Origin of the sequence: Bifidobacterium callitrichos DSM 23973 (genome assembly GCF_000741175.1) — a bacterium.
Classification (GTDB): domain Bacteria; phylum Actinomycetota; class Actinomycetes; order Actinomycetales; family Bifidobacteriaceae; genus Bifidobacterium; species Bifidobacterium callitrichos.
This window is the reverse complement of record NZ_JGYS01000005.1, coordinates 175,585-190,426: the sequence shown is the minus strand read 5'-3', so window position 1 is coordinate 190,426 and position 14,842 is coordinate 175,585. Positions and strand designations below refer to the sequence as shown.

11 protein-coding genes are annotated in these 14,842 nt (G+C 64.5%); 9 read left to right on the top strand and 2 right to left on the bottom strand.

The features are described 5' to 3' along the window. The first annotated feature begins 138 nt into the window (after positions 1-138). Positions 139-1,932: a bifunctional metallophosphatase/5'-nucleotidase gene (locus BCAL_RS03990; protein ID WP_043165370.1), complete on the top strand. Its 1,794-nt coding sequence runs from the start codon at positions 139-141 to the stop codon at positions 1,930-1,932. A 263-nt stretch (positions 1,933-2,195) separates the two neighbouring features. Further along, on the top strand, positions 2,196-4,427 hold the full coding sequence (locus BCAL_RS03985) for a hypothetical protein (RefSeq protein ID WP_043165368.1): 2,232 nt from the start codon (positions 2,196-2,198) through the stop codon (positions 4,425-4,427). Between the two features lie 127 nt (positions 4,428-4,554). On the opposite strand, the gene BCAL_RS03980 is transcribed toward BCAL_RS03985, so the two are convergent. Then, positions 4,555-5,973 carry a DUF349 domain-containing protein gene (locus BCAL_RS03980; RefSeq protein ID WP_043165366.1) on the bottom strand — a complete coding sequence of 473 codons (1,419 nt, stop codon included), beginning with the start codon at positions 5,971-5,973 and terminating at the stop codon, positions 4,555-4,557. 157 nt (positions 5,974-6,130) lie between these two features. Here BCAL_RS03980 and hisS point away from each other — a divergent pair, with 157 nt between their 5' ends. Together hisS and aspS are read left to right on the top strand one after the other, a co-directional pair. Next, positions 6,131-7,453: a histidine--tRNA ligase gene (gene hisS / locus BCAL_RS03975; RefSeq protein ID WP_238549612.1), complete on the top strand. Its 1,323-nt coding sequence runs from the start codon at positions 6,131-6,133 to the stop codon at positions 7,451-7,453. An 81-nt stretch (positions 7,454-7,534) separates the two neighbouring features. Beyond that, the gene (aspS, locus tag BCAL_RS03970) at positions 7,535-9,334 is read left to right on the top strand and encodes an aspartate--tRNA ligase (protein WP_043165364.1); all 1,800 of its coding nucleotides are present in this window, start codon (positions 7,535-7,537) and stop codon (positions 9,332-9,334) included. Between the two features lie 677 nt (positions 9,335-10,011). Here the strand turns inward: aspS and BCAL_RS03965 are convergent. Further along, entirely contained in the window at positions 10,012-10,962 is a 951-nt protein-coding gene (locus BCAL_RS03965) for a DUF559 domain-containing protein (protein ID WP_043165360.1), read from the bottom strand. A gap of 115 nt (positions 10,963-11,077) precedes the next feature. On the opposite strand from BCAL_RS03965, the gene BCAL_RS03960 reads away from it, so the two are divergent. The 5 genes from BCAL_RS03960 (at position 11,078) to BCAL_RS03940 (ending at position 14,840) form a co-directional block, all read left to right on the top strand. Continuing rightward, complete coding sequence (locus BCAL_RS03960) at positions 11,078-11,407, top strand: hypothetical protein (protein ID WP_043165358.1); 330 nt, start codon at positions 11,078-11,080, stop codon at positions 11,405-11,407. Positions 11,408-11,772: 365 nt separating this feature from the next. Continuing rightward, the gene (locus BCAL_RS03955; protein ID WP_043165356.1) at positions 11,773-12,327 is read left to right on the top strand and encodes a YbaK/EbsC family protein; all 555 of its coding nucleotides are present in this window, start codon (positions 11,773-11,775) and stop codon (positions 12,325-12,327) included. A 161-nt stretch (positions 12,328-12,488) separates the two neighbouring features. Next, the gene (locus BCAL_RS03950) at positions 12,489-13,289 is read left to right on the top strand and encodes an amino acid ABC transporter ATP-binding protein (protein ID WP_043165354.1); all 801 of its coding nucleotides are present in this window, start codon (positions 12,489-12,491) and stop codon (positions 13,287-13,289) included. Between the two features lie 24 nt (positions 13,290-13,313). Further along, entirely contained in the window at positions 13,314-14,159 is an 846-nt protein-coding gene (locus tag BCAL_RS03945; RefSeq protein ID WP_043165352.1) for a glutamate ABC transporter substrate-binding protein, read from the top strand. Between the two features lie 3 nt (positions 14,160-14,162). After that, positions 14,163-14,840 carry an amino acid ABC transporter permease gene (locus BCAL_RS03940; RefSeq protein ID WP_043165351.1) on the top strand — a complete coding sequence of 226 codons (678 nt, stop codon included), beginning with the start codon at positions 14,163-14,165 and terminating at the stop codon, positions 14,838-14,840. Positions 14,841-14,842 lie beyond the last annotated feature (2 nt).

The following is a 14,842-nucleotide window of genomic DNA, read 5'->3' as shown; positions in this document are numbered from 1 at the left end:
GTATGCGTGTTGCCTATCACGAGCGGAAATGGTGTGCCACCGTCGTCGCACCGATGCGTCGGCGGAAATTCACCTCGGAGTTGCGTATGGCACCACATGCGTTCAATCGCCGGGCATAGCGTTGCAAACGTGAGCAGGATGAAGTTGGGCCGGCGCACAATGGCCGGCAGGCGACCGGGGGTCGTCATCGCAGTCGTCATCGCATTGGCCGCAACGGCCTTCATCGTTCCCCGCGCCTCCGCGACAAACCCGGGAATCACACTCTTCCCCGGGGCCGGCGCATCCGACACGCGCACGGTGACCATCGCCGACATCACCGATTTCCACGGACACGTCGAACGCGGCGAGGACAACGCCTCGGCGTTCGAGCTCGCCGAAGCCCACAACCCGGGAGCCATGGTGAAGGTCTCCGCCGGCGATCTGGTCGGCGGCAGCCCGTACGAATCCGCGTTCGAGCAGGATCGCCCGACGCTCGACATGGCCCGCGCATGGGGGCTGACGATCTCCGCGATGGGCAACCACGAGCTGGACCGCGGCGTGAAGGACTTCAACGACCGCATCGCGGACCCGGCCAACGGCATCGACTGGTTGTGCGCGAACATCTCCGCCGCCAACAAATCCCCGAACGGCAAGCTGAGCCGCGTCAAGGACTACGTGATCCGCAAGGTCAACGGCAAGCGCATCGCATTCGTCGGCGCGCTGACCGACGCGCTCGGCGCCGTGGCCACTCCTCAGATCACCAAGGACGCCGATCTGACCGAGGACGCCGTCCACGCGATCAACCGCGTGGCGGACAGGCTGCGCGACGGCAGCGAGGCCAACGGCGAGGCCGATGCGGTGGTCGCGCTCCTGCACGCCGACGCCAGCGCCGCTGAAGGCACGAAGCGCGGCGAGGCGATCGACGGCAACGTGGATCTGGTCTACACCGGCCACAGCCACGCCATCAAGCGCGGACGCACCGCCGCCGGCGCGCCGGTCATCGAGGCGGGGTCGTTCGGCAGACAGATGGCCGTGCAGGATCTGGTCATCACCGGTTCCGGACGCCACGCCAAGGTCGAGGTGCGCGACGTGGACCTCGGCAACGGCATGACCCAGACCGCCAACGCCAAGGGCGTCTACGATCTGAAGGGACTCGTGGAGGGCTGGAACGGCGCGCATGTGGGGCAGGCGGCATGGCAGTCGGCGGGAGCCGACGACGCCGCGCCCATCGTCAGGCGCACGGACGACATCTACGCCGACGCCGCGGATCGGGCCGATCGGGTCGGCTCGCGAGTGGTCGGCACCATCGCCAAGGGCGCGTACTTCGGCAAGGTGGCGTCGCGCGGCACCGAAAGCGCGCTCGGCATGCTGGTCGCCGACGCCGAACGCGACGCGGTACGACGTGCCTTCTACGCGGGCGACCGCATCCCCGTCATCGGCTTCTCCAACGACGGCAGCCTGCGCACCGACAACCTTGACCTGAACGGCGACGGCAAGATCAGCCTGCGCGAGGTGGACAGCATGATGGCCCTGCAGTTCAAGGTGGCCAAGCGCGTGCTCACCGGACGCCAGCTCAAGACGGTGCTCGCCCAGCAGTGGAGGGGCAAGGCCGGCCGGCTCGTCGTCTCTCGTCTCGGCGTGTCGTCGAACGTCTCCTACCGGTACACCACAGACGGCAAGTCGCCGCTGGTGCCGGGGGAGAGCGTCGAGGACGCCGGCAGCGTCTCGATCGTCGACCTGAAGATCGACGGCAGGCCGATCGACGACGACGATCTGGTCATCGCGGCATCCAACTCGTTCCTCCTGCAGGGAGGCGACCGATATACCGCCTTCCGTGCCGGCACCGACTACCGGGAGCTCGACAAGGGATACGGGCAGGCGCTCGTCGATTATCTCTCGCGTCATCCGAAGGTCGGATTCTCGGCGCCCGTGACCGGCACCGTGCTGGTGTGAACCATCCCGTCGCGTCCATTCCGCGGTAAACGCAGGATGGACGGTGATACCATGGCCATGTAAGTGGTCCGATGAGTGAATGTCGGTCATTACATGGGGCATGCATGACGGCCGTGTGCTCGTGGCACGTATCGGCACGTCAAGGAGACGATGTGGAGCAAGGGTTTACCGCGTGGTATCGCACACGGTTCAGTGTTCGGCTCAGTGTACCGCGGCCTGCGGGAGAGGGGCGCAGCAGACTCATCCACGCCATCGTCTGGTCGGTGCGCGACTGGTTGGAGGACACGTACGGCAAGGACGCCTCACCGTATTCCGTGGAGTATCTCAACGCCATGTTCTGGCCCAAACGGTACTGGAATTCATGGGAGATGGGCGGTGACCTGCCGAAGATGACCTTCGTGAGCACGCTGCGTCACGCCCGATCCGACGTGCAGGGCACCGCCTGCAGCATCAGGGGAGCGGACGGCGAGATCGAAACGTGGGCGTGCCGTGTGCAGGAGCGGGTCACGGTCATGGACCCCGACGAGTCGCTGCGTCGGTTCCCGCGGATGTGGCGCACCGACATCGCGTTGTCCGAGCCGGACGACGGTGCGGCCCGTCACGCCCGTTCGCTGGTCATGGATATCGCGGTCTCGTATCGTGACGAGCGATCCGGCTTCGGCGTCGCGCAGGACCTTCCCGATCCCCGTCCGCCGCGCCTGCTGCGGTTCCTGATCGACAATGAACGCCTGATCTGCGAATGCTCCAGCGTGCCGCTGACGATGATGGATCTGACCGTGACGGCACAGTCGGCCGCGCCTGATGCGGACGAGAGGGACGGCGTCGTGCAGGACGGAACGCGCTCCCGCATCAGCGCGCACGACCTGTGGGACATCGTGTCCGATCCCAAGCGCGACGTGCCGCTGGCGGTCGTCGGCCTCGACGCCGGTACGCGGCGTCCTCTGATCGACGTCGATGCGCTGCACGACATGCTGTTTCCGGACATGATGGTGTGCGTGCCGCGCGATATGCGCGCCATCGGCGAGATCCGCCGCGTCTTCGACGCACGGATGCCGGGCTCGTCACCGCGCGCCGACGCCGTGCGCGTCTACGCGGCGCATCCCGCATTTCCGGCATGTGATGACGATCCGGACGAGGATCCGAAGCTGGCGCGACTGATCACGGCCGAACTGGGCCGGCATCCGAGCGTGACCCGCGTGCAGATCGACGCGTATCGGAGCCTCACGCGGTCCGTCGCGGATGTTGCGGATGCTGCGGATACTACGGATACGCGGACTGACGGGACGACGTGGCGCGACGCCATCTGGCCGCCGACCGACGGCACCCGGACCCGGGACGCGGCGACGCTGCTGCTGCGCGACCTGCTCGAAGAGCGGATTCCGGACATGACGGTGGACGTGGACTCCATCCTGCGTGTGCGAAACCGGCATGAGGAGACGGCGAAATCGGTGCGTCTTGAGCGCCAGCTCAAGGAGGCGACGAACAGGATCGAACGACTGGGGCGGCAGACGGAACGCGAACGGGCCACATACGACGACAGAATCCGCGATCTGGAGAAGGACAACGACCGTCTCTCACGCCGGCAGAACCTGATGGACGAGGAACGCGATCTGCTCGAACGGTCGATGATGCGTCTGCGCGCCGACAAGATCGCACTCAAGGGGCGCGCGAACAAGGCGGAACGTGAGCTGCGGGCCATGACGGCGCAACACAGTCAGGTCGAAGTCGCGGCGAACGGCAACGGCGCGACGGGCGGAACGGGCGTCACTGGCATGCGCACCATGGCGGACCAGAACGAGGACGCGCAGATCATCGCCCTGCTCAACGACGACAACCGACGGCTCGAACACGAGACGCGCGAATACGAACGACGGATGGGCGAGCTGACCCGCAAGAACGAGCAGCTGAGGCAGCGCATCATGGCGCGTGTGGCGGGATCCGCCGGCGTGGCGGCGGAACTCGAGGCCGCACGCGGACTGCTTTCGGCGAAGCTGCCCGCGAAGCTCGTCTCGAACAGCCGGGTGTCCAACAGTCGGTACGATCAGGACATCGTCCGCTTCTACGAGACGTTGTATCCGGATCGCATCAGCGTGCATGACAACGCATGGCGCACGCTGCGCGAATGCGTCACCAAACCGTCTCTGGTCTGGCAGGCCATGCAACTGATGTGCACGGCGGTCTACGACATCTACGCCACCGGTCAGGGCAGCGGCAATCCGGGCGACCGGTTCAGGACGTACCCGGACGTGGGAGGGTTCGAACTGGCCGAGAACGAAGGTCAGCAGACGCATCGCGACGCCAAGTTCATGCGATTGCGTCAGATCGAGGACCATGGCCGGACCCTGCTCATGGAGCCTCATCTGCGCATCGGCAACCGGGAGGACGATGCCTCGCTGCGCGTCTACTTCGCGTGGAACCCGGACACCGGACGCATCGTGATCGGGGCGATCGGACGACATCTGGAGAACTACACGACCCGCACCCGCAAGCGCTAGCCTTCCGAAACGACATCTTCCGAGACGACATCCGAAACGACGAATGGCCGGTCGGCGCATCCTACGCCGACCGGCCATTCGTCTTGGCGAACCTGTGATCACACGATTGATCGTGTGATGCCGGACATCACTTCACCGCGTTGAGCCACTGCTCCTTGGTGGCCTTCTCGGCCTCCAGCTTGGCCTTCTTCTTCGGATCCGACTCGGCGGCGATCTTCTGATCGAGCTCGGCCAGCTGCGCGTTGAGCTGCTCCTCGAAGCTCGACTTGCGGGCGTCGGCCTCAGGATCGGACTGCTTCCATGCGGCGTCCTCGACGGCCTTGATCTGCTTGTCGACGGCGTCGAGACGGCCCTCGATGCGGCGCATGTCGTCACGCGGCACGTAGCCGATCTGATCCCACTCCTCCTGGATCTTCGCCAGCTCCTGACGGGCGTGCTTGGCGGCCTTCTCGTCGGCGACGGGGACCAGCGCCTCGGCCTTGACGAGCAGCTCCTCCTTGGCGGCGAGGTTCTGCTTCTCGTCGGCGGAGATCTGATCGCGATCGGCCTGACGCGCGTTGAAGAACGCGTCGGCGGCCTCGCGGAACTGTGCCCACAGCTCGTCGTCCTCGTTGCGGCCGGCACGGCCCGCCTGCTTCCAGCGATCCATCAGCTCCTGGAACCTGTGGGAGGTCTCACCCCAGGCGGTCGAGTCCTTGAGCTCGTTCGCCTCCTTGATGATCTCCTCCTTGACGGTGCGGGCCTCCTTGCGCTCGTTGTCGCGCGCCTGGGCCCACTTGCGACGTCCCTGGTTGAACGTGGTGCGCGCGGCGGAGAAGCGCTTCCACAGCTCGTCGGCGTCCTTCTTGTCGATGCGCACGTTGTTGCGCTGGTGGGCCTGCCACTCGTCGAACAGGGCACGGAACTTGTCGGCGGTGGAACGCCAGTTCGTGTTCTCGCCCAGCGAGGCGGCCAGCGCCTCGGCCTTCTCGACGATGGCGGTGCGGCCCTCGATGGCCTTGGCCATGGCGGCCTTGCGCGCCTCCGAGATCTCGGCCTTCTTGGCCTCGCCGGCGGTCTTGAGCGCCTCGAACTGGGCCTTGAGGGAGGAGATGTCGCCCACGACGGCCGGGGCCTCGGTCTCCTCGGCGAGCATCTTGATCGAGTCGTCGATCTCGCGCGGCTTGATGTTCTTGGACTTCAGGCGCGCCTCGAGCGTGTCGAGCTTGGCCTTGAGATCCAGATAGCGACGGGCGTACAGCGCCAGCGCCTCCTCCTTGGAGACGTCCGGGAACTGGCCGACCTCGCGCTCGGACTCGCCCTCCTTGACGAACACGGTGCCGTTGTCGTCCACGCGGCCGAAGGTCTCGGCCTGCTTGATGTCCGCCTCCGAGAACCCGGCGGGGGAGGGGGCGGCGACATGCGCGGCCGGAGCCTTCTTCGCAAAGGCGGCCGGGGAGGGCGCATGCGGTTTCGGCATGGCGCTCGGCTTGGGCGCAGCGGGCTTCACTGCCTGCTCGGTCGTCTCGGTGGTGTTCACGGGTTCGGTGGCGTTTTCGTCGGCCATGGCCAGCTCCTTACAGCTTGGAAGTATGTGCGGTGTACGTCCCTACGTCATGGAGGAATTCCACAACGTTGACGCAACCCTCACCTATTATATTGATTTCGTGGCTAAAGGCGCATCAATATCAGGATTTCCAGAGTGGCTCCCCTCTGAACGCGTTGTGGAGCAGCGTGTCATCGACACGCTCCGTGAAGTTTTCGAGCTCAACGGCTTCCTCGGCATCGAGACTCGTGCCGTGGAAACCGGGGCATCGCTGCTGAAGAAGGGCGAGACCAGCAAGGAGATCTACCTGCTGTCCCGTCTGCAGGAGGTCGGGCATGAATCCGACACTCCGATCGAGGAGCGGCTCGGCCTGCACTTCGATCTGACCGTGCCGCTGAGCCGGTACGTGGTCGAGCACTCCGGCCAGCTGGCGTTCCCGTTCAAGCGGTGGCAGATCCAGAAGGTCTGGCGTGGCGAGCGCCCGCAGGAGGGCCGCTTCCGCGAGTTCGTCCAGGCCGACATCGACGTGATCGGCGCCGGCGAGCTGCCCGACCACTACGAGGTCGAGCTGCCGCTGGTCATGGTCTCCGCGCTCGAGCGCCTGCGCGCGTTCGGCCTGCCCAAGGCCACCGTGCACGCGAACAACCGCAAGCTGTCCGAGGGCTTCTACCGCGGACTGGGCCTGACCGACATCGAGGGCGTGCTGCGCGAGATCGACAAGCTCGACAAGATCGGCGCCGACGAGGTGTCCCGTCTGCTCGTCGAGAACTGCGGCGCGGACGAGTCGCAGGCCCGTGCCTGCCTCGAACTGGCCGAGCTGACCGCCGCCGACGGCGCCGAGCTCTCCTCCCGGTTCGACGCCCTGTGCGCGTCGCACGGCATCGCCACCGACTCCGAGGCGTACGCGCTGGCCCGCGAGGGCCTCGCCACGCTCGCGATGATCGTCGACGAGGCCGCGGCCATCCGCCCCGGCTCCGTGATCGCCGATCTGAAGATCGCGCGCGGACTCGACTACTACACCGGCTCCGTCTACGAGACGTTCCTCGACGGCGCCGCCTCCCTCGGCTCGATCTGCTCCGGCGGACGCTACGACAACCTCGCCTCGCAGGGCAGCCGCAAGTACCCGGGCGTCGGCCTGTCCATCGGCCTGAGCCGACTCGTCAGCTACATGCTGCACACCGCGGGCGCGCACGCCAGCCGCGTCTCCCCGGCCAGCGTGCTCGTGGCCGTGTGGGACGAGGCCGATCGCGCCGCGTCCAACCGGATCGCGGCAGAGCTGCGTTCGCGCGGCATCGCCGCCGACGTGGCGCCCACCGCGGCCAAGCTCGGCAAGCAGATCAAGTACGCCGACAAGCTCGGCATCCCCTACGTGTGGTTCCCCGGTCAGGAGGGCGCGGGAGACGAGGTCAAGAACATCGTCACCGGCGATCAGGCCACGGCCGACGCCACGTCGTGGGAGCCGGATACTGTTAATGCCCGGCAAACCGTTGTCATTGGCTGATTTTTCATGTCTCCGTGCCCTGCGCGCGGCGGAAAAACCAACATTGTGATCACTGAAAACTGAATCACTGAAAGAGGAAGCATGAGCCAGACGGCTTACAGAACACACCATGCGACCGAGGTCACCGAGGCCCTGGTCGGTCAGAAGGTCACCCTTGCCGGTTGGGTCGACCGTCGTCGCGACCACGGCGGCGTCGCCTTCATCGATCTTCGCGATTCCACCGGTCTCGTGCAGGTCGTCATCTACGACGAGGAGGTGGCCCGCCCGCTGCGTAGCGAGTTCGTCATCCGCGTCACCGGCGAGGTCCGCCTGCGCCCGGACGGCAACGAGAACACCCATCTGGCCACCGGCAAGATCGAGGTCGTGGCCGAGAACATCGAGATCCTCGCCAAGGCCGACGCGCTGCCGTTCCAGGTGTCCACCGCCCTCGAGAACGAGTCCGAGAACAAGCTGCCCGGCGAGGACGTGCGTCTCAAGTACCGCTACCTCGACCTGCGCCGCCCGTCCATGCAGTACAACCTCAAGCTGCGCTCCGACATGACCAAGGCCGCCCGCCACGCGCTCGAGGAGATGGACTTCACCGAGGTCGAGACCCCGACCTTCATCAAGTCCACCCCGGAGGGCGCGCGCGACTTCGTCGTGCCGGCCCGTCTCGTGCCCGGCTCCTGGTACGCGCTGCCGCAGTCCCCGCAGCTCCTGAAGCAGCTGCTCATGGTCTCCGGCGTCGAGCGCTACTACCAGCTGGCCCGCTGCTACCGCGACGAGGACTTCCGCGCCGACCGCCAGCCCGAGTTCACCCAGCTCGACATGGAGATGGCGTTCGTCGATCAGGAGGACGTCATGGCCATGGCCGAGAAGGTCATCGCCGCCATCTGGAAGTCCGCAGGCTACGAGGTCACGCTGCCGCTGCCGCGCATCACCTGGCAGGACGCGATGGACAAGTACGGCTCCGACAAGCCGGATCTGCGCTTCGGCAACCCGCTCGTCGAGCTCACCGACTACTTCAAGGGCACGCCGTTCCGCGTGTTCCAGGCCCCGTACGTGGGCGCGGTCCTGTTCAAGGGCGGCGCCTCCACGCCGCGTCGCCAGTTCGACGCATGGCAGGAGTGGGCCAAGCAGCGCGGCGCCAAGGGTCTTGCGTACGTGTCCTTCGCCGATGACGGCGAGCTCAAGGGACCCGTCGCCAAGAACCTGTCCGAGGAGGAGCGCAACGGCCTCAAGGAGGCCGTCGGCGCCGAGAACGGCGACGCCGTGTTCTTCGCCGCCGGCTCCCGCGAGTCCTCCCAGCTGCTGCTGGGCGCCGTGCGAGTCGAGCTCGCCCGCCGTGAGGGCCTGCTCGATCCGAAGAAGTTCGCCTTCACGTGGGTCGTCGACTTCCCGCTGTTCAAGCCCACCGACGATCCGGATGACGACGACGTGGCGGTCGGCCACTCCAAGTGGACCTCCATGCACCACCCGTTCACCATGCCGAGCAAGGACTGGATCGACAAGTTCGACAAGGATCCCGAGCACGCCATGTCCGACTCCTACGACATCGTCTGCAACGGCGAGGAGATGGGCGGCGGCTCCGTGCGTATCCACCGCGACGACATCCAGGATCGCGTCCTGAACGTCCTCGGCATTGGCTCCGAGGAGGCTCAGGAGAAGTTCGGCTTCCTGCTCGACGCCTTCAAGTACGGCGCCCCGCCGCACGCGGGCATCGCCCTCGGCTGGGATCGCACCGTGTCGATCCTCGCCGGCGCCGACTCGATCCGCGACGTCATCGCCTTCCCGAAGGCCGGTGGCGGCCGTGACCCGCTGACCGGCGCCCCGGCCCCGATCTCGGCCGAGCAGCGTGCCGAGACCGGCGTCGACTACGACCCGGACGAGGATCAGGACTGATCCGTTTCGCCATTAGGGAATGAAAGGTGAGGTCATGCATAGTGCATGGCCTCACCTTTTTCGTATGCCTCCTCGTATGCCTCCTCGTATGCCTCCTCGTATGCCTCCTCGTATGCCTCCTCGTATGCCTCCTCGTATGCCTCCTCGTATGCCTCCTCGTATGCCTCCTTCGCACCTCCTGTTACCCTCGTTACCTTCTGTTGCTTTCGTTGCCTTCGTTACCTCCTGCTACTTCCCGTCACTTTGCACAGTCACCATCTCCTCCTGTTACCTCGTTACCCCGTTACCCTGCACAGTTACCATCTCCTCCCGTACTTCGTTACTTCGTTACTCCTGTTATCTCCCTTCATCTCCCGTTACTTTCCATTACCTCCTGTCACACTGTCACCCCCCATCCCTAAACCCTTTTACTCACATCCCCATCGAGTCCTTGGAGTGCCCATGACGCGGTGACTTGCCCATGAAGTAGTGACCTGTCCATGAAGCGGTGATGAAAAACGGCTTTATTCCGCCGTTTCTCAAAAACGCCTCACCGCTTCATGGGAAAGTCACTGCTTCATGGGGAACGAGATCGCGCGATGGGGGAGTGTCTCGGTAAGTGTAACTGGTCTTGGTCGCCGGTCGGGGCCATCACGCTATGTGATCGTCGGGCGACGGATGCACGACACGCCGTGCCATCACCTCCCGCGTGCGTTTCCCCGCGCCCGGGTCGCTCTTGCATACTCGCCCTTGCGCGCGTGTATGGCGAGTTTCGGGTCGGTAAGTGCCCGATATGCGAGTTGAGGTCTTCCCGGCAGGGGCGTTTTCAATGCGTCGGCGACCTGCTGCGCGAAATCACGCTGAACTGTTTCGGTCAGCAGATCATCGGCGAACACTTCGATGACGGTCCATCCCATCTGACGCAGACGCCGGCGCTTCTGCTGGTCCCGCACGTACTGGGCCCGAAACCGGCGATGATGGTCGCCGTCGTATTCGATGGCGACCTTGCCTTGCGGATACGCCATATCGACCGTATATCGTGCGTTGTTGACCGGATCGACGATGACGTGCAGGATGGTCGGCGCGGACAGGCCAAATCGAAGCAGGGCGAGTCGTGCGCGAGTCTCCTGAACCGAATCCGACGATTGGGCGATGTGAAGCGCCGCCTCACACCGTTTGCGTCCCACGATTCTGCGAAACGCCGGTAATCGGTTGGTGAAGGCGTCGATCGGATATCTGCATCGTCTGCTGATCGCCTCGAGCAGGACGATCAGCTCGTCGACGTTCAGATATTGTGCGAACTGTATCCATACGTCGATGGGATGCATGCAGGACACTCCATTGGGGAACGTATGCACCCTGAACGGCTGATCCCATATGTGGAACGATACATCGGCGAAGGTCGATCGCTGTTTGCCTTTTCTCACGGTGACGTAGAAGCTGCTGTTCGGCAGCGTGCTGCGTTGCGGCCTTTCGATCCTGCACAGCTCGAGCGCGGTATGCAATGAGAACCAGACCTTCCTGTCGGTACGGAAACGGGACATGAGCTCCCAGCATTGCGAGAGCTTTGCCGTCGCCTGCGCGTCGAGTCCATTGCGCACGTAGTCGCGTACCTCGCCGTTCTGCGGCACCGCGTTGTAACCGTTCATGTGGGAGAGGATAGTTGTCCGAGACGGACGTGTCGAATGACCGAATCGATGATGTGCATAAGCCTCTCCCGATGTGGATCGTGGAGACGGAAGACAACCGAATGCCGCGCGACTCATGCAACAACCATCGATTCTCACCCTCAACGGCATCGCCTTCACCTATCCGAACGCGCCGGAACCGTTGTTCGACAGTGTCAACGTATCGTTCCCGACCGGCTGGAGCGCGGTGCTCGACGACAACGGCATCGTCGTCTCGCACGACGCGACGCTCATCGATCGCACCTGCGGGCGATGCGTCGTCTTCTCGCGCCGGCATGTCGTCTCGCACAACGTGACCGTCGTCGACACGTATCCGGGTGGATATGTTCAGGTCTCGGCGTGGATCGCCGAGGAACGCGAGTCCGATGCTTCCCATCGAGCCCTTACGAGGGCCATGACGCGGTGACTTGCTCATCGAGTAGTGACCTGCCCATGGAGCGGTGATGGAAAACGGCTGTATTCCGCCGTTTCCTGAAATCACCTCACCGCTTCATGGGCAAGTCACCGCGCGATGGGGTTCCAGTTCGCGCGATGGGTGGGTGGATGGGTGGCGATGGGTGATTGGTGAGTTGCGGACTGGCGATGGTGAGTTGCGTATGGATGATAGGCGAGTGACGAGTGGGTGATAGGTGATGGATGGTGGGCGGGTTGTGGATGGAGGGGAGTCGACTCGGGAACCGGCTATAGGCAATCCCTATAGGAAAGTCGGTGTGCCAAGGCGGCCCGTCGTTATGCTTGGGCGCAACATCATGAGCGTATGGAGGGGGAAATATGGCGTTGGAGATTCTGGACTGGCATGACGGGTCATTGCTCGCCAAGCCGGTGTTCGACAAGTTGAACGAGCTGGTCGCGTCGGGCGTGCCCGAGAGCAAGATCCTCGGGGTGACGATCAATTCGGACGAGGAGTCGGACACCGACCTGTGGTGCCCGAAGTACGATATCCCGTTCAACATCACCGGCAACGTGGTGGTCGTCCACACGCACAAGACCCGCAAGGCGCCGCCGCAGTTCGCCGCCGCGTTCGTCACGGCCGACACGCGCGCCGACCTCAACGGCGTGGTCAAGCACACGCTCGAGGTGTCGAAGGTGAGCTTCGCGCCGATCGACGCGGCCGTGGAGGCCACCGGCATGGAGTCGGGCGGCATGTCGCCGATCGGCTTGCCAGAGGGATGGCCGCTGCTCGTCGACCAGCACATCCTGTCGATTCCGAAGCTGTATCTGGGTTCCGGCATCCGACCGTCGAAGCTCGTGGTCGACGGGTCGATCTTCGCTGACCTCCCCGGCGTCACGTTCGTGCCGACGCTCGGCAAGCCGCGTGCCGCATGATGAGATGAGCGGCGTGGCCGAGGTCTCAGGCAAGTAAAGGGATGTGAGCGATCACACTCGCATATCACCCCGATCGACGTCCGCCGATGGTCTCACATAGTGAACGCATGGGGGATGGCGGATGTTACGCAGGTAACACAGCATGGTTATACTGCCCGACTATGGCAGAAAAGCAAGAAGAAGAAACGCGCCCCGTGGCGCCGCTGGTGCCGGGCAACGATACCGGCCGACCACTCGTCGAACTGACCCACGTCGAAAAGCACTTCGGCGACCTGCACGTCCTCAAGGACATCAACCTCACGGTCAACAAGGGCGAGGTGCTCGTCGTCGTCGGCCCGTCCGGCTCCGGCAAGTCCACCATGTGCCGCACCATCAACCGCCTCGAGACCATCGATTCGGGCGACATCCGCATCGATGGCAAGGCGTTGCCGCAGGAGGGTCGCGAGCTCGCGAACCTGCGCGCCGAGGTCGGCATGGTGTTCCAGTCGTTCAACCTGTTCGCCAACAAGACGATCCTCGACAACGTCACCCTCGCCCCCATCAAGGTCCGTCACATGGACAGGAAGGAGGCCGAGAAGCTCGCCATGGACCTGCTGGCGCGCGTCGGCGTCGACAGTCAGGCGAACAAGATGCCGTCCCAGCTCTCCGGCGGCCAGCAGCAGCGCGTCGCCATCGCCCGCGCACTCGCCATGCGTCCGAAGGTCATGCTCTTCGACGAGCCGACCTCCGCGCTCGACCCGGAAATGGTCAACGAGGTGCTCGACGTCATGGTCGAACTCGCCCACGAGGGCATGACGATGATCTGCGTGACCCACGAGATGGGCTTCGCCCGCAAGGCCGCAGATCGCATCGTGTTCATGGCCAACGGCCAGATCCTCGAGGAGAACACCCCCGACGAGTTCTTCGACCATCCGAAGACCGAACGCGCCAAGGACTTCCTGTCGAAGATCCTCACCCACTGATCGATAGGGGAGGGCAGACACGACATGACATTCACATTCAACACGCATATGAAACGGACGGCGCGTCGCGTGATCGCCGCCGTCGCCGCGCTCGCCTGCACGCTGTCCCTGGCCGCGTGCGGCGAGAGCGAGGAGGGCAAGATCCGCATCGGCATCAAGTTCGACCAGCCGGGCCTGGGCTTCAAGAAGTCCGGCACGTACGTCGGCTTCGACGTGGACGTGGCCAAGTACATCGCCAAGAAGCTCGGCTACTCCGAGGACGAGATCGTCTGGAAGGAGGCTCCGTCCAAGCAACGCGAGGCCATGCTCCAGAACGGCGACGTCGACATGATCCTCGCCACGTACTCGATCACCGACGAGCGCAAGAAGGCGGTCTCCTTCGCCGGCCCGTACTTCGTGGCCGGACAGGACCTGCTGGTGCGCAAGGATGACCATTCGATCAACGGTCCGGAGGACCTGAACGGCAAGCGCCTGTGCTCGGTGACCGGTTCGACCTCCGCCGCCACCGTCAAGGAGAAGTTCGCCTCCGAGGTGCAGCTCATGGAGCAGCCCGGATACGCCGAATGCGCGACCGCCCTGTTCTCCGGCATCGTCGACGCGGTGACCACCGACGACATCATCCTCGCCGGTCTCGCCTCCGCCTCGCGCGGGAAGCTCAGGGTCGTGGGCAAGCCGTTCACGCAGGAGTACTACGGCGTCGGCATCAAGAAGGGCGATACCAAGTTCGCCACGCAGATCAACAACGCGATCGTCGACATGATCCAGGACGGCTCGTGGAAGCGAGCCGTCGCCGACAACACCAAGGGCACCTCGTACACGCCCGACGTGCGCTACAACCCGCCGACGCCGAACGAAGGGGAGGAGGAGTAGACGATGAACGGATTCATCGAACTGTTCAGCCAGTATGACGTGCTCGGCGCGTTCCTCGTCAACATCGAGCTGACCCTGTGGTCGGCCCTGTTCTCGACCATTCTGGGCGTCATCCTCGTGATGATGCGCATCTCGCCGATCTCCTCCCTGCGCGCCGTGGCCGGCGCGTACGTGGAGCTGTTCAAGAACCTGCCACTGACGATCATCATGGTGTTCATGGTGCTCGGCGCCTACGCGCAGCTGAAGCTCACGTTCTCCGACACGTTCGCCACGAACTTCTTCTGGCTGGCCGTCACCGGCCTGAGCCTGTACACGGCGGCGTTCGTGTGCGAGTCGCTGCGAAGCGGCATCAACACGGTGCCGCTCGGCCAGGCCGAGGCGGCGCGCGCGCTGGGCCTCGACTTCATGCAGTCGGCCACCGAGATCATCCTGCCGCAGGCGTTCCGCGGTTCGGTCGCGCCGCTCGGCAACACGCTGATCGCGCTGCTCAAGAACTCGACCGTAGCCGCCGCCGCGTCCGTCTCCACCGAGACGTCGTCGCTGATGAGCCAGATGATCGAGTTCCGTCCGGACGTCATCATCCAGATCTTCCTGATCTTCGCGTTCGGCTACGTGATCCTGATCATCCCGATCGGCATGCTCACCACGTACCTGTCCAACAAGCTCGCGGTCAGGAGGTGACC

Bases quoted from the DNA above. Each gene is read 5' to 3' on its own strand.
- BCAL_RS03990 (WP_043165370.1), top strand. From the start codon at position 139: ATGAAGTTGGGCCGGCGCACAATGGCCGGCAGGCGACCGGGGGTCGTC.
- BCAL_RS03980 (WP_043165366.1), bottom strand. From the start codon at position 5,973: ATGGCCGACGAAAACGCCACCGAACCCGTGAACACCACCGAGACGACC.
- aspS (WP_043165364.1), top strand. From the start codon at position 7,535: ATGAGCCAGACGGCTTACAGAACACACCATGCGACCGAGGTCACCGAG.
- BCAL_RS03965 (WP_043165360.1), bottom strand. From the start codon at position 10,962: ATGAACGGTTACAACGCGGTGCCGCAGAACGGCGAGGTACGCGACTAC.
- BCAL_RS03960 (WP_043165358.1), top strand. From the start codon at position 11,078: ATGCAACAACCATCGATTCTCACCCTCAACGGCATCGCCTTCACCTAT.
- BCAL_RS03955 (WP_043165356.1), top strand. From the start codon at position 11,773: ATGGCGTTGGAGATTCTGGACTGGCATGACGGGTCATTGCTCGCCAAG.
- BCAL_RS03950 (WP_043165354.1), top strand. From the start codon at position 12,489: ATGGCAGAAAAGCAAGAAGAAGAAACGCGCCCCGTGGCGCCGCTGGTG.
- BCAL_RS03945 (WP_043165352.1), top strand. From the start codon at position 13,314: ATGACATTCACATTCAACACGCATATGAAACGGACGGCGCGTCGCGTG.
- BCAL_RS03940 (WP_043165351.1), top strand. From the start codon at position 14,163: ATGAACGGATTCATCGAACTGTTCAGCCAGTATGACGTGCTCGGCGCG.